Here is a 19,408-nt window from a genome sequence, read left to right on the forward strand (position 1 = left end):
TTATTGCCCCGCGACAGGTTTCAGCTCGATACGCTTGATATCGCCCACCAGCACCAGGTAGCTCAGTACCGCGATTAAGGCATGAACACCAACATAAATCAGCGCCCCATTAAAGGAGCCAGTCGTGCCAACGATATAACCAATTGCGATTGGCGTGACGATGCCAGAAATGTTACCAAACATGTTGAACAGGCCACCGGAAAGACCGCTGATCTCTTTTGGCGCAGTATCAGCCATTACAGCCCAACCCAGCGCCCCGATCCCCTTACCGAAGAAGGCCAGCGCCATAAAGCCGATGATCATCCACTCAACGTTGACGTAGTTGCAGAACACCATCACCATCGACAGCAACATGCCCATTACGATCGGTGTTTTACGCGCAATGTTCAGCGATCCCGTGCGGCGCATCAGCCAGTCGGAAATAATCCCACCCAGCACACCGCCGATAAAACCGCAAACCGCCGGAACGGAAGCCACAAAGCCCGCTTTCAGAATCGACATCCCGCGCGCCTGCACCAGATAAACCGGGAACCAGGTAATGAAAAAGTAAGTCAGGGCGTTGATACAGTACTGACCGATATAAACGCCGATCATCATCCGTGACCCGAGCAGCTGTTTGATCTGCCCCCACTTCACGCTGAACGGCACTTTAACTTTAGTGTTTTGCTGATCCATATTGATCAGCGCGCCACCCGCGGCGATATACTCCAGCTCTTTCTGATTTACGCCCGGATGTTGATTTGGCTCGTGGATGACTTTCAACCAGATAAAGCTGATGACAATGCCCAGACCGCCCATAAAGAAAAAGACGTGTGACCAGCCCACTTCATGCGTCAGCCAGCCCATAATCGGCGCGAAGATCACCGTTGCGAAGTATTGAGCGGAGTTAAAAATCGACACCGCCGTTCCCCTTTCCTGCGCCGGAAACCAGGCCGCAACAATGCGACTGTTGCCGGGGAAAGAGGGCGCTTCAGCAAGCCCGACCAGGAAGCGCAGCGTAAACAGGGCAACGATAATGCCGAATCCACTAAAGATATCGACGAAGCCTTGCAGCAAGGTAAACATCGACCAGATAAAGATCGACCAGAAGTAGACGCGTTTTGAACCAAAACGATCCAGCAACCAACCACCAGGGATCTGCCCGATAACATAAGCCCATGAGAAAGCAGAGAACACATAGCCCATTCCCACAGGATCAAGGCCGATATCTTTGGCCATTTCCGAACCGGCGATAGAGAGCGTAGCGCGGTCGCCGTAGTTGAAGGATGTGACGATAAACAACATCACCACTATCCAGTAACGAGCATTCGTGCGTTTTTCCACACTGCTCGCAGCCTGACTTAAAGAACTCATTGTTGCACTCCTGAAAATTCGCGTTAGCCACGCTCACTCTGGACTGCGACATCGCCAGGAAATCAGAGGTGACGTAGGGTGTTTTTTGCCGTTTTTATAGGTCGTTCGCCGAATGCGGCGCGTGTTTATATCTGGCAATAGCAGTATAAAAAGCGCGCCATAGCGGCTCACCGTGCAACAACACAACATTAATGCGTTCAATGAGGCCCGATTTTGGCATTAGCCCTGGACGGTGGAATCCACTTCACGGAAATGAAAACAAAAACAAGAAAGGAAGGGTTAAAACGAAGAAATAAAGAAGAGTATGAAATGGATCGCTTGACTCCAGGCAAACGCCAGTAAAAATCCGCGCTATGAAGCAGTTTTTACTGGCATTTGCCTGAAAAGATTCGATTCAGCACCGCTAAAACGGCATTTACCGCTCGCTGAACGTATCAGGACAACAGCGTGCCCCAATGTTCAACCCACGGATTTGATTCCGTTTCCGGTTCCGGGTTCTCACTGGCGTCAATCAACAGCATTTCTCCCACCCGCTGAGCGCTCTGTTCCTGCAACAAGGCATCGAACTGTTTGCCGCCATTGCAGAAATTCACATAACTACTGTCGCCGAGCGCAATCACGCCATAACGCAGATTCGGCTGGAAGCCCAGGGTATCTTTAATTCCCTGAAAGAGCGGCACAATGCAATCAGGAAGGTCGCCCTGCCCGGTCGTGGACGTAACCACCAGAACATACTTATCCTGATAGGGCAGCCAGTCGCTTAATTCAGGATCTTCAAATACCGTTGCTTTGTGGCCCTGCGCGGTCAGAATTGCTTCCGCTTCTTCCGCCACTAACAGCGAATTTCCGTACATAGTGCCGACAAAAATACCAATTTCCGCCATACCGTTTTCTCCCTGGATTAGGAACTTATCTCTCCATCCTGACCCGATGGCGCACTGAACTCAACCCTTTCATTTTCAGGAAGCAGACCCCGCCAGCCAAATTGTGATAACGCCTGCATCCAGGTGTCGTCCAGGCCCGCGTGAATAGTCAGTGGCTCGCCAGTAAAAGGATGCGTCAATGACAACTGACTGGCATGCAGCATTAACCGCTGAAGGCCAAAATGTTCAGCACCGCTGCGATTCTGGCGTAAATCACCATGTTTGCTGTCGCCAATAATCGGGTGACGCAAATGGGCAAGATGGCGACGGAGCTGGTGCTTACGTCCGGTTTTCGGCTCCAGTTCCACCAGGCCGTAGCGCGTGGTCGGGTAACGTCCGGTCGCTACCGGCATTTCTACGGTCGCCAGACCGCGATAATGCGTCACTGCTGGCTGCGGGCCTTTATCTTCGCGGGCAAATTTATCAGCGATTTTGTCCAGTTCTTCCACCAGTGGATAATCCAGCAGCGCTTCTTCCATCAACCAGCCGCGCACAATCGCATGATAACGTTTCTGGATTTGGTGCTGTTCAAACTGTTGTGCCAGCAGCCGTCCGGCCTCGCTGGATAATCCCATCAACAACACACCAGAAGTGGGTCGGTCCAGACGATGAGCAGTAAACACATGCTGGCCTATCTGGTCACGCACGGTTTGCATGACCACTACTTTCTCGTCGCGATCCAGCCAGCTGCGGTGAACCAGCCAGCCGGAGGGTTTATTTACCGCAACCAGCCATTCATCCTGATAGAGTATTTCCAGCATTAGCTCGCATCATCCGCAAAAAGAGCATCCAGTTTTTCCAGCTCAGCCAGAATAAGCGCGCGTTGCGGGTGGTCCGTCGCCAGCGCCATTTCATAATAGGGAGCAACGGCAAAAGCGCCCGGTAACGGCTGGTTGTTTTCTAACAAATCGTGCATTCGCGGGATCAGCACCCACTGCAACCACTCCAGTGGTTCCATGGTGTCCATAAAGAACGGTTGGGTACTATTAAATTGATGCGGCTGGGGTTCATCGTTTCGCCAGTGCTGATGTTCACGCAGTAACGCTTCAAGCGCCTGCAACTGGAAACGAACGCGGTCATGAGTGGTCATAAAGCAACCTCAATAAGAAAAACTGCCGCGAAGGATAGCAGGAATAAAAAAAGGGAGCACTGTATTCACAGTGCTCCCGGTTCGTTTCGCAGCATTCCAGCTACTTTTGTTGCTCCCTGCTCATCCTTGACAACTTTTCCTCTGGCCTTGCGGCCAATCGTTCATCCTGAACTATTGCTTCCTGCTCACACCACCCCGATGTGATACTTCATCCTGAAGTGTCCCTGGCCTTCCTGACCCACCGAATCATCCTGACCGGTTCTCATTCTCCATCCTGGAGGTGTCCTTTAACGCGTCCTGCGTCATCCTCTTCGCTTCATCCAGAAGCCTTTCCCTGAAACACCATCCTGGTGTGTCCTTCAGAAGTGTCATCATCCTGATGTTCACTTCGTTGTCTGACTCCCTGTCGACGAAGATAGAATCGTCTTTTTCGCGAAGTCTTACAAGGCGCTTACAGACAATGCCTTAAGGAAAATTTCATATGAAAGTTAAGAATTGACAAGCAATATATTGATTTTAAATGAAAATAACGATTCTTATCTTTTTAAGTATTCGCTTATTTCCTGGCGATCTCCTACAGAGTCTGTAAGAGATCTCTCACAACAAGATGGGGTATTTGGATTACAGAAGAGGCTTAAGTTGATTAAGGAATTCCGCAAGATTTGAGGCTAAATGCGTCCGTTTGCGTGTTCCCAGCGTCTCTTTGCACACTTCACCGGAGAGATTACACACCGAGATGACCTCTAACTCTTCTTCCAGCGTCGCGATAAATAGCGTGGGCGGCAGTTTTAGCCTTTTCTGAGTCACCAGATGACCAATCAGATTTTCCTGCACCCGACGGAAGTCGTCTTCACTCCAGGTTTGCAGCAATGTCAGTTTGATATCGCCAAACTGCGCGTGCATATCCCCGGCAAACTGAGTCGTATAAAAGGTATGAATTGTGGGTTGTATCACAATATCAAAAGCGCGTTCAACCGCGTTTACATTTTGTTCCCCGGTAAACGGCTGGGGTTGCCAGTATACGGCGTCTTCGGTGGTTGAAATAATGCACGGTGAAGGAACGCCGTACAGTTCCTCACTCAACGGCCAGCTTTTATGCTCTTCATGCCACGCATCGCAGTAGCGTGCAGTAAAATCTTTCAGGGCTTGTGCGGTCAAATCGTCCACTAATTTCTCTCTTCACTTAAACCAGATACACTTGTTGTTTAGTTTATCTGGTTTATGACGGTGAAACATGTCTTCTTATGCAAACCATCAGGCACTTGCGGGCCTGACTCTTGGAAAATCAACCGATTACCGGGATACCTATGACGCCAGCCTACTGCAAGGCGTTCCGCGTAGTCTGAATCGCGATCCGCTGGGTCTGAAAGCGGATAACCTGCCTTTTCACGGTACGGATATCTGGACGCTATATGAACTTTCCTGGCTGAATGCGAAAGGTTTGCCGCAGGTCGCCGTCGGTCACGTTGAACTTGATTACACCAGCGTAAATCTGATTGAGTCGAAGAGTTTTAAGCTCTATCTCAACAGTTTTAACCAGACGCGTTTTAATAACTGGGATGAGGTGCGCCAGACGCTGGAGCGCGACTTAAGCACTTGCGCCCAGGGTAAGGTTAGCGTGGCGTTATATCGTCTTGATGAACTGGAAGGCCAACCGATAGGTCATTTCAATGGCACTTGCATTGATGACCAGGATATCACTATCGATAACTATGAATTCACTACTGACTATCTGGAGAATGCCACCAGTGGCGAAAAAGTAGTAGAAGAGACGCTCGTCAGCCACCTGCTGAAATCAAACTGCCTGATCACCCATCAACCAGATTGGGGATCGATCCAAATTCAGTATCGTGGACGCCAAATTGACAGAGAAAAACTGCTGCGTTACCTGGTTTCTTTCCGTCATCACAACGAGTTCCACGAACAGTGCGTGGAACGCATCTTTAATGACCTGTTACGCTTCTGCCAGCCAGAAAAATTGAGCGTTTACGCACGTTATACCCGTCGTGGCGGTCTGGACATTAACCCGTGGCGCAGTAATAACGATTTTGTCCCATCGACCACAAGACTGGTTCGGCAATAAATTTTTTCTCAATTTTGCGTGCTGGATTCACGCAGAAGGTTGTGAAAGGTCATCAGGCAGGGCTATTGTAATCAAAGGGAATGACGATATTCGTCCCATAAGGAGTTTTTCTTGATTACACATATTAGCCCGCTTGGCTCCATGGATATGTTGTCGCAGCTGGAAGTGGATATGCTTAAACGCACCGCCAGCAGCGACCTCTATCAACTGTTTCGCAACTGTTCACTTGCCGTACTGAACTCCGGTAGTTTGACCGATAACAGCAAAGAATTGCTGTCTCGTTTTGAAAATTTCGATATTAACGTCCTGCGCCGTGAACGCGGCGTAAAGCTGGAACTGATTAATCCCCCGGAAGAGGCTTTTGTCGATGGGCGAATTATTCGCGCTTTGCAGGCCAACTTGTTCGCGGTTCTGCGCGACATTCTCTTCGTTTACGGGCAAATCCATAACACCGTTCGTTTTCCCAACCTGAATCTCGACAACTCCGTCCACATCACTAACCTGGTCTTTTCCATCTTGCGTAACGCTCGCGCGCTGCATGTTGGTGAAGCGCCAAATATGGTGGTCTGCTGGGGCGGGCACTCAATTAACGAAAACGAGTATTTGTATGCCCGTCGCGTCGGGAATCAGCTGGGCCTGCGTGAGCTGAATATCTGCACCGGCTGTGGTCCGGGAGCGATGGAAGCGCCGATGAAAGGTGCTGCGGTCGGACACGCACAGCAGCGTTACAAAGACAGTCGTTTTATTGGTATGACAGAGCCGTCGATTATCGCCGCTGAACCGCCTAACCCGCTGGTCAACGAATTGATCATCATGCCGGATATCGAAAAACGTCTGGAAGCGTTTGTCCGTATCGCTCACGGTATCATTATCTTCCCTGGCGGTGTGGGTACGGCAGAAGAGTTGCTGTATTTGCTGGGAATTTTAATGAACCCGGCCAACAAAGATCAGGTTTTACCATTGATCCTCACCGGCCCGAAAGAGAGCGCCGACTACTTCCGCGTACTGGACGAGTTTGTCGTGCATACGCTGGGTGAAAACGCGCGCCGCCATTACCGCATCATCATTGATGACGCCGCTGAAGTCGCTCGTCAGATGAAAAAATCGATGCCGCTGGTGAAAGAAAATCGCCGCGACACAGGCGATGCCTACAGCTTTAACTGGTCAATGCGCATTGCGCCAGATTTGCAAATGCCGTTTGAGCCGTCTCACGAGAATATGGCTAATCTGAAGCTTTACCCGGATCAACCCGTTGAAGTGCTGGCTGCCGACCTGCGCCGTGCGTTCTCCGGTATTGTGGCGGGTAACGTAAAAGAAGTCGGTATTCGCGCCATTGAAGAGTTTGGTCCTTATAAAATCAACGGCGATAAAGAGATTATGCGTCGTATGGATGACCTGCTACAGGGTTTTGTTGCCCAGCATCGTATGAAGTTGCCAGGCTCAGCCTACATCCCTTGCTACGAAATCTGCACGTAATCTCCCTCCCCCGGTGACGTTTGTTGCCGGGTTTTCTCGTTTTTGGTCACATACCCATCAATTTATTTCATTTGTTATATGAATGTTTCTTACCACCCTCACGCGATAAATATCATTATAGTTAATATGTCATACAATTTATGTTGTAACGCAAACGTTTCCCTATTTTCATAAACCACATTTTATCGCTATGAAAAAGAAATTATCGCCATGATTAACTAAAAGTATTGATTTTTTCAGTTCAACCTACATATATTGCGCGCCCCGGAAGAAGTCAGATGTCGTTTAATGGGCAAATATTGCCCTTAAATTCTCTTTTACTTTTGATTTACAGAGTAAAGCGTTGGGATAATCTATCTTCCAAGTAGATTATTGTATTTGGGATCAAGATCACTGATAGATACATAACTTGTGTGTATCTTTCCGCCCTCAAATTATTACGGCGGTAAATGATTAAGCCATCGCCGATAGACAGATTTCATTTTTACGGTCAGGCACCTTCCCGGGCTGAACTGGCTAAAAGCTGAATTATTTGCATTCCTCCAGGAGAAATAGATGGAAACGACTCAAACCAGCACGATTGCGTCGAAAGACTCTCGTAGTGCCTGGCGCAAGACAGACACCATGTGGATGCTGGGCCTTTACGGCACGGCAATCGGCGCGGGCGTGCTGTTCCTGCCAATCAACGCCGGTGTTGGCGGTATGATCCCGCTGATCATCATGGCTATCCTTGCGTTCCCGATGACATTTTTTGCTCACCGCGGCCTGACTCGCTTCGTACTGTCTGGTAAAAACCCAGGCGAAGACATCACCGAGGTTGTAGAAGAACACTTTGGTATTGGCGCAGGTAAACTGATTACCCTGCTCTACTTCTTCGCTATCTACCCGATCCTGCTGGTTTATAGCGTGGCAATCACCAATACAGTTGAAAGCTTCATGTCTCACCAGCTGGGTATGACACCACCGCCGCGTGCGATTCTGTCGCTGATCCTGATCGTGGGTATGATGACCATCGTTCGCTTCGGTGAGCAGATGATCGTTAAAGCGATGAGCATTCTGGTATTCCCGTTTGTTGGCGTACTGATGCTGCTGGCTCTGTACCTGATCCCGCAGTGGAACGGCGCAGCACTGGAAACACTGTCTCTGGACACTGCATCTGCAACCGGAAACGGTCTGTGGATGACCCTGTGGCTGGCAATTCCGGTAATGGTGTTCTCGTTCAACCACTCTCCGATCATCTCTTCTTTCGCCGTTGCGAAGCGTGAAGAGTACGGCGATATGGCAGAACAGAAATGCTCTAAGATCCTGGCATTCGCACACATCATGATGGTGCTGACCGTAATGTTCTTCGTCTTCAGCTGCGTACTGAGCCTGACTCCGGCAGACCTGGCTGCGGCTAAAGAGCAGAACATCTCGATTCTGTCTTACCTGGCTAACCACTTTAACGCGCCGATCATCGCGTGGATGGCTCCGATTATCGCGATTATCGCTATCACCAAATCCTTCCTCGGCCACTACCTGGGCGCACGTGAAGGCTTCAACGGTATGGTGATTAAATCTCTGCGTGGTAAAGGTAAGTCTATCGAAATCAACAAGCTGAACCGTATCACTGCGCTGTTCATGCTGGTAACGACCTGGATTGTTGCCACCCTGAACCCGAGCATCCTGGGTATGATTGAAACCCTGGGCGGCCCAATCATCGCGATGATCCTGTTCCTGATGCCGATGTACGCAATTCAGAAAGTACCGGCAATGCGTAAGTACAGCGGTCACATCAGCAACGTATTCGTTGTCGTGATGGGTCTGATTGCAATCTCCGCAATCTTCTACTCTCTGTTCAGCTAAGTCCTTTCGCGCCGCTTTCGGGCGGCGCTTCCTCCGTTTTAACGCGATGTATTTCCTATGATTAGCGTATTCGATATTTTCAAAATCGGCATTGGCCCTTCCAGTTCTCATACCGTTGGACCAATGAAAGCGGGTAAACAATTTACCGACGATCTGATTGCCCGTGACCTGCTTAAAGACGTGACCCGCGTGGTGGTTGACGTGTACGGCTCGCTCTCTCTGACCGGTAAAGGCCACCACACTGATATCGCCATAATTATGGGTCTGGCGGGTAACCTGCCGGATACCGTGGATATCGATTCCATCCCTGGTTTTATTCAGGATGTGAATACTCATGGTCGCCTGATGCTGGCAAACGGTCAGCATGAAGTGGAGTTCCCGGTTGATCAGTGCATGAACTTCCATGCCGACAACCTTTCTCTGCATGAAAACGGTATGCGCATTACCGCGCTGGCGGGCGATAAAGTCGTTTACAGCCAGACTTATTACTCTATCGGCGGTGGCTTTATTGTTGATGAAGAACATTTTGGTCAGCAGGATAGCGCACCGGTTGAAGTTCCTTATCCGTACAGTTCAGCAGCCGATCTGCAAAAACATTGTCAGGAAACCGGGCTGTCACTCTCTGGCCTGATGATGAAAAACGAGCTGGCGCTGCACAGCAAAGAAGAGCTGGAACAGCACCTGGCGAACGTCTGGGAAGTCATGCGTGGCGGTATTGAGCGCGGTATTTCTACCGAAGGCGTGTTACCTGGCAAACTGCGCGTTCCACGCCGTGCTGCGGCACTACGCCGGATGCTGGTCAGCCAGGATAAAACCACCACTGACCCGATGGCGGTTGTTGACTGGATCAACATGTTTGCACTGGCAGTGAACGAAGAGAACGCTGCTGGCGGTCGCGTGGTGACTGCGCCGACTAACGGTGCGTGCGGGATTATCCCAGCTGTGCTGGCGTACTACGATAAGTTTATCCGCGAAGTGAACGCTAACTCACTGGCTCGTTACCTGCTGGTAGCCAGCGCCATTGGTTCTCTTTATAAGATGAACGCGTCGATTTCTGGTGCCGAAGTGGGTTGCCAGGGTGAAGTTGGCGTGGCGTGCTCAATGGCGGCGGCTGGTCTGGCAGAACTGTTAGGCGCAAGCCCGGCGCAGGTGTGCATCGCGGCGGAAATCGCCATGGAGCACAACCTCGGTCTGACGTGTGACCCGGTTGCTGGACAGGTCCAGGTGCCATGCATCGAGCGTAACGCCATTGCGGCAGTGAAAGCGGTAAATGCTGCACGTATGGCGCTGCGCCGTACCAGCGAGCCGCGCGTCTGCCTCGATAAAGTTATCGAGACCATGTACGAAACAGGTAAAGATATGAACGCCAAGTACCGCGAAACCTCTCGCGGTGGCCTGGCAATGAAGATCGTTGCCTGCGATTAATCTCTCCCGGAGGCCTCGTTTTGCGAGGCCTCTTCCCGTTTTCTCATCCAGCCATAGCCTGTTCTGGCATCGAATGTTACCCTTATCGCCTGATCTTTAAGGGGGTTATCGTGGCTGTTCATTTGCTTATTGTCGATGCACTGAATCTTATTCGTCGCATTCATGCCGTTCAGGGTTCGCCCTGTGTCGAAACCTGCCAGCACGCGCTCGATCAGCTCATTATGCACAGCCAGCCAACCCACGCGGTCGCCGTTTTTGATGATGAAAACCGCAGTAGCGGCTGGCGTCATCAGCGTTTACCAGATTACAAAGCGGGTCGACCACCAATGCCGGAAGAGTTGCACAACGAGATACCTGCATTACGCGCCGCCTTTGAGCAACGCGGCGTCCCGTGCTGGTCCGCCAGCGGCAACGAAGCCGATGACTTAGCCGCCACGCTGGCGGTCAAAGTGACACAGGCCGGGCATCAGGCAACGATTGTTTCGACAGATAAAGGCTACTGTCAGTTACTTTCACCGACATTACGTATTCGTGATTACTTCCAGAAACGTTGGCTGGATGCGCCATTTATCGATAAAGAATTTGGCGTTCAACCGCAGCAGTTGCCCGATTACTGGGGGCTTGCGGGGATCAGCAGTTCAAAGGTACCGGGTGTTGCGGGGATCGGACCAAAAAGCGCCACACAGCTACTGGTCGAGTTTCAGAGTCTGGAAGGGATATATGAGAATCTGGATGCGGTTGCCGAAAAGTGGCGCAAAAAATTAGAAACCCATAAAGAGATGGCGTTTCTGTGCCGCGATATTGCCCGCTTACAAACCGATTTGCATATCGACGGCAATTTACAGCAATTGCGGTTGGTACGGTAACGGCGTGCCGGATGCAAACGATTATCAACACATTGAATTTAATGCACTTATATGCCGGATAAGACACGGCTAGCGTCGCATCCGGCATTATCACATCAGCGCATTTACCAGGCGGTATGGTAAAGCTCTACAATATCCTCAAGCGTTGCTTCACGCGGGTTGCCACCGGTACAAACATCATCCAGTGCCGCCTGCGCCAGTGCCGGAATGTCTTCCTTGCGTACACCAACATCACGTAAATGTGGCGGAATACCGACATCACGGTTGAGAGCAAACACCGCTTCAACAGCGGCATTACGCGCCTCTTCCAGGCTCATACCTTCCACTTTCACGCCCATAACGCGCGCGATATCGCGGTACTTCTCACCGGTAAAGTCAGCGTTATAGCGCATGACATGCGGTAACAGGATGGCGTTCGCAACACCGTGTGGCGTGTTGTAAAACGCGCCCAGTGGATGCGCCATACCATGCACCAACCCTAACCCAACATTCGAGAAGCCCATACCCGCAACATACTGCCCGAGCGCCATTTCTTCTCCGGCATCCTTATCACCAGCAACCGATCCTCGCAGCGCCCCAGCAATGATTTCAATCGCTTTAATGTGCAGTGCATCGGTTAGCGCCCACGCGCCACGGGTAATATACCCCTCAATAGCATGAGTGAGCGCATCGACACCCGTCGCAGCTTTCAGCGCTGGAGGCATACCATCCATCATGTCAGCGTCAATAAACGCCACCTGCGGGATATCATGCGGATCAACGCAAACAAACTTGCGCCGTTTTTCTTCGTCAGTGATCACGTAGTTAATGGTCACTTCTGCCGCAGTGCCTGCTGTGGTGGGGATTGCCAGAATCGGTACACTAGGTTTATTGGTCGGGGAAAGTCCTTCCAGGCTACGCACATCGGCAAACTCCGGGTTGTTGCTGATAATGCCAATCGCTTTACACGTATCCTGTGGAGAACCGCCACCAATAGCGATCAGGTAATCCGCGCCGCTATTCTGGAATACACCGAGCCCTTCTTTGACGACAGTAATTGTTGGGTTGGGCACTACGCCGTCGTAAATCGCCCATGCCAGCCCTGCAGCATCCATCTTATCGGTCACTTTTGCCACCACGCCGCATTGCACCAGCGTTTTATCGGTGACGATCAGCGCCTTCTGATAACCACGGCGTTTCACCTCATCGGTTAAAGCCCCAACAGCACCCCGACCAAACCATGCCGTTTCGTTCAGAATCATTCTGTTAGCCATCATCCTTCTCCTTGTTGCTTTACGAAATTACTCTTCAATCCGTAACCCGTAGGTTTTGAATTTCTCCAGCACTACGGCAATCTCTTCATCGCTCAGCACTGGCACCGGGTCCGTAATCGCCAGGGTCGTCAGGTAAAGTTGTGCCAGCACTTCAACTTCATGCGCCAGCCATAACGCTTTCTCCAGATTCGCCTCACAAGCGATAAGCCCATGATGTTGTAACAAAGTTGCCTTACGATTTTTGAGAGCCAGCGCAACATGTTCAGAAAGTTCGCGTGTTCCAAAGGTCGCATAAGGCGCGCAAGGAATAGAATTACCGCCAGCCGCCGCAATCATGTAGTGAATAGCGGGGATCGGTCGGTTAAGAATGGAAACTGCCGTACAATGAACGGCATGATTGTGAACAACCGCGTTGGCATCCGGTCTGCTTTGATAGGCCGCCATATGGAAACGCCACTCGCTTGAGGGGAGTTTTCCTTCCTCATGTTTGCCGTTGCCATCAATAAAGACAATATGCGACTCCGTCAGTTTTTCATATGGAATACCTGTAGGCGTAATCAGCATCCCATCCTGATAACGTACACTGACGTTACCCGCTGTCCCCTGGTTCAGCCCCAGGCGAGTCATTTCCAGGCAAGTGTCAATAATCTGACGAGCAAGTTTATTTCGTTCCATTAGCTACCTCTCTCTGATTCAAAACAGGGCAATAATGTTGTTCCTTTCACACTATTGAATTAGCCGTTTAATTACTCACCATATTCTTCCTGATTAACCAGAAAGAAATTCACAAGCTTATATTTTGTGACCTGGTTCAACTAATCACAGTAAATAACTGCAATTTCTCTTTTTATAACCCCATTAAAAATGACCGCTCTTAAAAATATTTATCAAAACGGTCATTTTTCTACTCTTCCCTGCCAGGAATGCCCGTTTTCGGCACAAACAATTAATACGGTCATCTGGTTTGTGTTTTTTATGATTTATTTTCTGAAACGGGCATGAAATTTCGATTATTAAAGTGATGGTAGTCACATAAAGTCACCTTCCGGCTAATAAGTGTGACCGCCGTCATATTACAGAGCGTTTTTTATTTGAAAATGAATCCATGAGTTCATTTCAGACAGGCAAATATTCACTGATATGAAGCCCGAACTCGCTGGTTTTGCACTTTTGAAAACATAACCGATTACGTGCTTAAGCTTCTGAACCTAAGAGGATGCTATGGGAAACACATCAATACAAACGCAGAGTTACCGTGCGGTAGATAAAGATGCAGGGCAAAGCAGAAGTTACATTATTCCATTTGCACTGCTGTGCTCACTGTTTTTTCTTTGGGCGGTAGCCAATAACCTTAACGACATTTTATTGCCTCAATTCCAGCAGGCTTTTACGCTGACAAATTTCCAGGCTGGCCTGATCCAATCAGCCTTTTACTTTGGTTATTTCATTATCCCAATCCCTGCCGGGATATTGATGAAAAAACTCAGTTATAAAGCAGGGATTATTACCGGATTGTTTTTATATGCCTTCGGCGCTGCATTATTCTGGCCCGCCGCAGAAATAATGAACTACACCTTGTTTTTAGTTGGCCTATTTATTATTGCAGCCGGATTAGGTTGTCTGGAAACTGCCGCAAACCCTTTTGTTACGGTATTAGGGCCGGAAAGCAGTGGTCACTTCCGCTTAAATCTTGCGCAAACATTTAACTCATTTGGCGCAATTATCGCGGTTGTCTTTGGGCAAAGTCTTATTTTGTCTAACGTGCCACATCAATCGCAAGACGTTCTCGATAAAATGTCTCCAGAGCAATTGAGTGCGTATAAACACAGCCTGGTATTATCGGTACAGACACCTTATATGATCATCGTGGCTATCGTGTTACTGGTCGCCCTGCTGATCATGCTGACGAAATTCCCGGCATTGCAGAGTGATAATCACAGTGACGCCAAACAAGGATCGTTCTCCGCATCGCTTTCTCGCCTGGCGCGTATTCGCCACTGGCGCTGGGCAGTATTAGCGCAATTCTGCTACGTTGGCGCACAAACGGCCTGCTGGAGCTATTTAATTCGCTACGCTGTAGAAGAAATTCCAGGTATGACAGCAGGCTTTGCCGCTAACTATTTAACCGGAACCATGGTGTGCTTCTTTATTGGTCGTTTCACCGGTACCTGGCTCATCAGTCGCTTCGCACCACACAAAGTCCTGGCAGCCTACGCATTAATTGCTATGGCACTGTGCCTGATCTCAGCCTTCGCTGGCGGTCATGTGGGCTTAATAGCCCTGACTTTATGCAGCGCCTTTATGTCGATTCAGTACCCAACAATCTTCTCGCTGGGCATTAAAAATCTCGGCCAGGACACCAAATACGGTTCGTCCTTCATCGTTATGACCATTATTGGCGGCGGTATTGTCACTCCGGTCATGGGTTTTGTCAGTGACGCGGCGGGCAACATCCCCACTGCTGAACTGATCCCCGCACTCTGCTTCGCGGTCATCTTTATCTTTGCCCGTTTCCGTTCTCAAACGGCAACTAACTGAACATATTTTCCGAATAAAGTGAGGAATCTGTAATGAAAAAAATCAGCTTACCGAAAATTGGTATCCGCCCGGTTATTGACGGTCGTCGCATGGGTGTTCGTGAGTCGCTTGAAGAACAAACAATGAATATGGCGAAAGCTACGGCCGCACTGCTGACCGAGAAACTGCGCCATGCCTGCGGAGCTGCCGTCGAGTGTGTCATTTCCGATACCTGTATCGCGGGTATGGCTGAAGCCGCTGCTTGCGAAGAAAAATTCAGCAGTCAGAATGTAGGCCTCACCATTACGGTAACGCCTTGCTGGTGCTATGGCAGTGAAACCATCGACATGGATCCAACCCGCCCGAAAGCCATTTGGGGCTTTAACGGCACTGAACGCCCCGGCGCTGTTTACCTGGCAGCGGCTCTGGCAGCTCACAGCCAGAAAGGCATCCCGGCATTCTCCATTTACGGTCATGACGTTCAGGATGCCGATGACACATCGATTCCTGCTGATGTTGAAGAAAAACTGCTGCGCTTTGCCCGCGCCGGTTTGGCCGTCGCCAGCATGAAAGGTAAAAGCTATCTGTCGCTGGGCGGCGTTTCGATGGGTATCGCCGGTTCTATTGTTGATCACAACTTCTTTGAATCCTGGCTGGGAATGAAAGTCCAGGCGGTGGATATGACCGAACTGCGTCGCCGTATCGATCAGAAGATTTACGACGAAGCCGAACTGGAAATGGCGCTGGCCTGGGCTGATAAAAACTTCCGCTATGGCGAAGATGAAAATAACAAACAGTATCAACGCAATGCCGAGCAAAGCCGCGCAGTTCTGCGCGAAAGTTTACTGATGGCAATGTGTATCCGCGACATGATGCAAGGCAACAGCAAACTGGCCGATATTGGTCGCGTGGAAGAATCACTTGGCTACAACGCCATCGCTGCGGGCTTCCAGGGACAACGCCACTGGACCGATCAATATCCCAATGGTGACACCGCCGAAGCGATCCTCAACAGTTCATTTGACTGGAATGGCGTGCGCGAACCCTTTGTCGTGGCGACAGAAAACGACAGTCTTAACGGCGTGGCAATGCTAATGGGTCACCAACTCACCGGCACCGCTCAGGTATTTGCCGATGTGCGTACCTACTGGTCACCAGAAGCAATTGAGCGTGTAACGGGGCATAAACTCGATGGACTGGCAGAACACGGCATCATCCATTTGATCAACTCCGGTTCTGCTGCGCTGGACGGTTCCTGTAAACAACGCGACAGCGAAGGTAACCCGACGATGAAGCCGCACTGGGAAATCTCTCAGCAAGAGGCTGACGCTTGCCTCGCCGCTACCGAATGGTGCCCGGCGATCCACGAATACTTCCGTGGCGGCGGTTACTCTTCCCGCTTCCTTACCGAAGGCGGCGTCCCGTTCACAATGACTCGTGTCAACATCATCAAAGGCCTGGGACCGGTACTGCAAATCGCGGAAGGCTGGAGCGTGGAATTGCCGAAGGATGTGCATGACATCCTCAACAAACGCACCAACTCAACCTGGCCAACCACCTGGTTTGCACCGCGCCTCACCGGTAAAGGGCCGTTTACGGATGTGTACTCGGTAATGGCGAACTGGGGCGCTAACCACGGAGTTCTGACCATCGGCCACGTTGGCGCAGACTTTATCACTCTTGCCTCCATGCTGCGTATCCCGGTATGTATGCACAACGTTGAAGAGACCAAAGTGTATCGTCCTTCTGCCTGGGCCGCGCACGGCATGGATATTGAAGGCCAGGATTACCGCGCTTGCCAGAACTACGGCCCGTTGTACAAGCGTTAATACATTACTCCCTGATGTGATGCCCGGTCGCTCCGGCTACCGGGCCTGAACAAGCAAGAGTGGTTAGCCGGATAAGCAATGTTATCCGGCTATATTGCAGGAGCGATTATGAAACAAGAAGTTATCCTGGTACTCGACTGTGGCGCGACCAATGTCAGGGCCATCGCGGTTAATCGGCAGGGAAAAATTGTTGCCCGCGCCTCAACGCCTAATGCCAGCGATATCGCGATGGAAAACAACACCTGGCACCAGTGGTCTTTAGACGCCATTTTGCAACGCTTTGCTGATTGCTGTCGGCAAATCAATAGTGAACTGACTGATTGCCACATCCGCGGTATCGCCGTCACCACCTTTGGTGTGGATGGCGCTCTGGTAGATAAGCAAGGCAATCTGCTCTATCCGATCATTAGCTGGAAATGTCCGCGAACAGCAGCGGTAATGGACAATATTGAACGGTTGATCTCCGCACAGCAGTTACAGGCTATTTCTGGAGTCGGAGCCTTTAGTTTCAATACGTTATATAAGTTGGTGTGGTTGAAAGAAAATCATCCACAACTGCTGGAACGCGCGCACGCCTGGCTCTTTATTTCGTCGCTGATTAACCACCGTTTAACCGGCGAATTCACTACTGATATCACGATGGCCGGAACCAGCCAGATGCTGGATATCCAGCAACGCGTTTTCAGTCCGCAAATTTTACACGCCACCGGTATTCCACGCCGACTCTTCCCTCGTCTGGTGGAAGCGGGTGAACAGATTGGTACGCTACAGAACAGCGCCGCAGCAATGCTCGGCTTACCCGTTGGCATACCGGTGATTTCCGCAGGTCACGATACCCAGTTCGCCCTTTTTGGCGCTGGTGCCGAACAAAATGAACCCGTGCTCTCTTCCGGTACATGGGAAATTTTAATGGTCCGCAGCGCCCAGGTTGATACTTCGCTGTTAAGTCAGTACGCCGGTTCTACCTGCGAACTGGATAGCCAGGCAGGGTTGTATAACCCAGGTATGCAATGGCTGGCATCCGGCGTGCTGGAATGGGTGAGAAAACTGTTCTGGACGGCTGAAACTCCCTGGCAAATGTTGATTGAAGAAGCTCGTCTGATCGCACCTGGCGCGGATGGTGTGAAAATGCAGTGTGATTTATTGTCGTGTCAGAACGCTGGCTGGCAAGGAGTGACGCTTAATACCACGCGGGGGCATTTCTATCGCGCGGCGCTGGAAGGGTTAACTGCGCAATTACAGCGCAATCTACAGATGCTGGAAAAAATCGGGCACTTTAAAGCCTCTGAATTATTGTTAGTCGGCGGAGGAAGTCGCAACACATTGTGGAATCAGATTAAAGCCAATATGCTTGATATTCCGGTAAAAGTTCTCGACGACGCCGAAACGACCGTCGCAGGAGCTGCGCTGTTCGGTTGGTATGGCGTAGGGGAATTTAACAGCCCGGAAGAAGCCCGCGCGCAGATTCATTATCAGTACCGTTATTTCTACCCGCAAACTGAACCTGAATTTATAGAGGAGGTGTGAAATGCTGAAAACAATTTCGCCGTTAATTTCTCCCGAACTATTGAAAGTGCTGGCAGAGATGGGGCATGGAGATGAAATTATTTTTTCCGATGCTCACTTTCCCGCCCATTCGATGGGACCGCAGGTGATCCGCGCTGATGGCCTGTTGGTGAGCGACTTGCTCCAGGCGATTATCCCGTTATTTGAGCTGGACAGCTATGCACCACCGCTGGTGATGATGGCGGCGGTAGAAGGTGACACTCTCGATCCTGAAGTAGAACGACGTTATCGTAATGCGCTTTCACTACAAGCCCCCTGTCCTGACATCATCCGCATCAATCGTTTTGCGTTTTATGAACGGGCGCAAAAAGCCTTTGCGATCGTTATCACAGGCGAACGAGCGAAGTACGGGAATATTCTTTTAAAAAAAGGGGTAACACCGTAATCTCATACCGGTACGCCCGCATGACGCGGGCGGTTATCGAATGATGGGGTGAAAAATATGAAAGCGGCACGCCAGCAAGCGATAGTCGACCTGCTGCTGAACCATACCAGCCTGACCACGGAAGCTCTCTCTGAACAGCTAAAGGTCAGTAAAGAAACCATTCGTCGCGATCTCAATGAATTACAGACGCAGGGTAAAATTCTGCGCAATCATGGACGCGCTAAATATATCCACCGTCAAAATCAAGACAGTGGCGATCCCTTTCACATCCGGTTGAAAAGCCATTATGCGCATAAAGCAGATATCGCGCGCGAGGCGCTCGCGTGGATTGAAGAAGGGATGGTAATAGCATTAGACGCCAGTTCAACCTGCTGGTATCTGGCACGCCAGTTGCCTGACATCAACATCCAGGTCTTCACCAATAGCCATCCGATTTGCCATGAACTCGGTAAACGCGAACGCATTCAACTGATCAGTTCCGGCGGCACACTTGAGCGCAAATATGGTTGTTACGTCAATCCCTCGCTGATTTCCCAGCTTAAATCGCTGGAAATCGATCTGTTTATTTTTTCTTGTGAAGGGATCGATAGCAGCGGCGCACTGTGGGACTCCAATGCCATCAACGCTGATTACAAATCAATGCTATTAAAACGCGCCGCGCAATCGTTGTTATTGATTGATAAAAGTAAATTTAATCGTTCAGGGGAAGCCCGCATCGGGCATCTGGATGAGGTCACGCACATTATTTCTGATGAGCGCCAGGTTGCGGCTTCTTTGGTAACAGCCTGACGGAAAGG

17 protein-coding genes are annotated in these 19,408 nt (G+C 50.4%); 10 read left to right on the plus strand and 7 right to left on the minus strand.

The annotated features are described in order from the left end of the window. From gudP to syd, 5 genes are all read right to left on the minus strand, one after another. Entirely contained in the window at positions 1-1,353 is a 1,353-nt protein-coding gene (gene gudP, locus ACJHX7_RS08905) for a galactarate/glucarate/glycerate transporter GudP (protein ID WP_000097082.1), read from the minus strand. Positions 1,354-1,787: 434 nt separating this feature from the next. Continuing rightward, on the minus strand, positions 1,788-2,237 hold the full coding sequence (locus ACJHX7_RS08910; protein ID WP_000807747.1) for a flavodoxin: 450 nt from the start codon (positions 2,235-2,237) through the stop codon (positions 1,788-1,790). A gap of 17 nt (positions 2,238-2,254) precedes the next feature. Beyond that, positions 2,255-3,037 (minus strand): tRNA pseudouridine(65) synthase TruC, encoded by a 783-nt coding sequence (gene truC / locus ACJHX7_RS08915; protein ID WP_000889991.1) that lies wholly within the window; start codon positions 3,035-3,037, stop codon positions 2,255-2,257. Further along, a complete protein-coding gene (locus ACJHX7_RS08920) occupies positions 3,037-3,366 on the minus strand; it encodes a YqcC family protein (RefSeq protein ID WP_000206975.1) in 330 nt (109 codons plus the stop codon). Before ACJHX7_RS08920 ends, truC begins: the two co-directional genes overlap by 1 nt. Positions 3,367-3,987: 621 nt before the next feature. Further along, on the minus strand, positions 3,988-4,533 hold the full coding sequence (syd, locus tag ACJHX7_RS08925; protein ID WP_000342431.1) for a SecY-interacting protein: 546 nt from the start codon (positions 4,531-4,533) through the stop codon (positions 3,988-3,990). Between the two features lie 67 nt (positions 4,534-4,600). Here syd and queF point away from each other — a divergent pair, with 67 nt between their 5' ends. The 5 genes from queF (at position 4,601) to xni (ending at position 11,061) form a co-directional block, all read left to right on the plus strand. Next, a complete protein-coding gene (gene queF, locus ACJHX7_RS08930; RefSeq protein ID WP_000100429.1) occupies positions 4,601-5,449 on the plus strand; it encodes an NADPH-dependent 7-cyano-7-deazaguanine reductase QueF in 849 nt (282 codons plus the stop codon). Between the two features lie 111 nt (positions 5,450-5,560). After that, positions 5,561-6,925 carry a nucleotide 5'-monophosphate nucleosidase PpnN gene (gene ppnN / locus ACJHX7_RS08935; RefSeq protein WP_000627995.1) on the plus strand — a complete coding sequence of 455 codons (1,365 nt, stop codon included), beginning with the start codon at positions 5,561-5,563 and terminating at the stop codon, positions 6,923-6,925. 555 nt (positions 6,926-7,480) lie between these two features. Then, on the plus strand, positions 7,481-8,770 hold the full coding sequence (gene sdaC, locus ACJHX7_RS08940; RefSeq protein ID WP_000450473.1) for an HAAAP family serine/threonine permease SdaC: 1,290 nt from the start codon (positions 7,481-7,483) through the stop codon (positions 8,768-8,770). A gap of 57 nt (positions 8,771-8,827) precedes the next feature. Then, complete coding sequence (sdaB, locus tag ACJHX7_RS08945) at positions 8,828-10,195, plus strand: L-serine ammonia-lyase II (protein WP_000626369.1); 1,368 nt, start codon at positions 8,828-8,830, stop codon at positions 10,193-10,195. 110 nt (positions 10,196-10,305) lie between these two features. Further along, positions 10,306-11,061, plus strand: a complete 756-nt coding sequence (xni, locus tag ACJHX7_RS08950; protein WP_012311754.1) for a flap endonuclease Xni — start codon at positions 10,306-10,308, stop codon at positions 11,059-11,061. Positions 11,062-11,165: 104 nt separating this feature from the next. Here xni and fucO read toward each other — a convergent pair whose 3' ends face one another. Both fucO and fucA read right to left on the minus strand, forming a co-directional pair. Further along, a complete protein-coding gene (fucO, locus tag ACJHX7_RS08955) occupies positions 11,166-12,314 on the minus strand; it encodes a lactaldehyde reductase (protein WP_000013588.1) in 1,149 nt (382 codons plus the stop codon). Between the two features lie 27 nt (positions 12,315-12,341). Beyond that, positions 12,342-12,989 carry an L-fuculose-phosphate aldolase gene (fucA, locus tag ACJHX7_RS08960; RefSeq protein WP_000440772.1) on the minus strand — a complete coding sequence of 216 codons (648 nt, stop codon included), beginning with the start codon at positions 12,987-12,989 and terminating at the stop codon, positions 12,342-12,344. Between the two features lie 546 nt (positions 12,990-13,535). Here fucA and fucP point away from each other — a divergent pair. From fucP to fucR, 5 genes are all read left to right on the plus strand, one after another. Further along, positions 13,536-14,852 carry an L-fucose:H+ symporter permease gene (fucP, locus tag ACJHX7_RS08965; protein ID WP_000528587.1) on the plus strand — a complete coding sequence of 439 codons (1,317 nt, stop codon included), beginning with the start codon at positions 13,536-13,538 and terminating at the stop codon, positions 14,850-14,852. A 32-nt stretch (positions 14,853-14,884) separates the two neighbouring features. Beyond that, positions 14,885-16,660, plus strand: a complete 1,776-nt coding sequence (gene fucI, locus ACJHX7_RS08970; RefSeq protein WP_000724153.1) for an L-fucose isomerase — start codon at positions 14,885-14,887, stop codon at positions 16,658-16,660. 108 nt (positions 16,661-16,768) lie between these two features. Continuing rightward, a complete protein-coding gene (gene fucK / locus ACJHX7_RS08975) occupies positions 16,769-18,187 on the plus strand; it encodes an L-fuculokinase (protein ID WP_088170276.1) in 1,419 nt (472 codons plus the stop codon). 1 nt (position 18,188) lies between these two features. Beyond that, on the plus strand, positions 18,189-18,611 hold the full coding sequence (fucU, locus tag ACJHX7_RS08980; RefSeq protein WP_000920840.1) for an L-fucose mutarotase: 423 nt from the start codon (positions 18,189-18,191) through the stop codon (positions 18,609-18,611). A 57-nt stretch (positions 18,612-18,668) separates the two neighbouring features. Then, on the plus strand, positions 18,669-19,400 hold the full coding sequence (fucR, locus tag ACJHX7_RS08985) for an L-fucose operon activator (RefSeq protein WP_001308912.1): 732 nt from the start codon (positions 18,669-18,671) through the stop codon (positions 19,398-19,400). Positions 19,401-19,408: the final 8 nt, after the last annotated feature.

The organism is Escherichia sp. WS1451 (assembly GCF_046487365.1).
In the GTDB taxonomy this organism is placed as follows: Bacteria; Pseudomonadota; Gammaproteobacteria; order Enterobacterales; family Enterobacteriaceae; genus Escherichia; species Escherichia coli.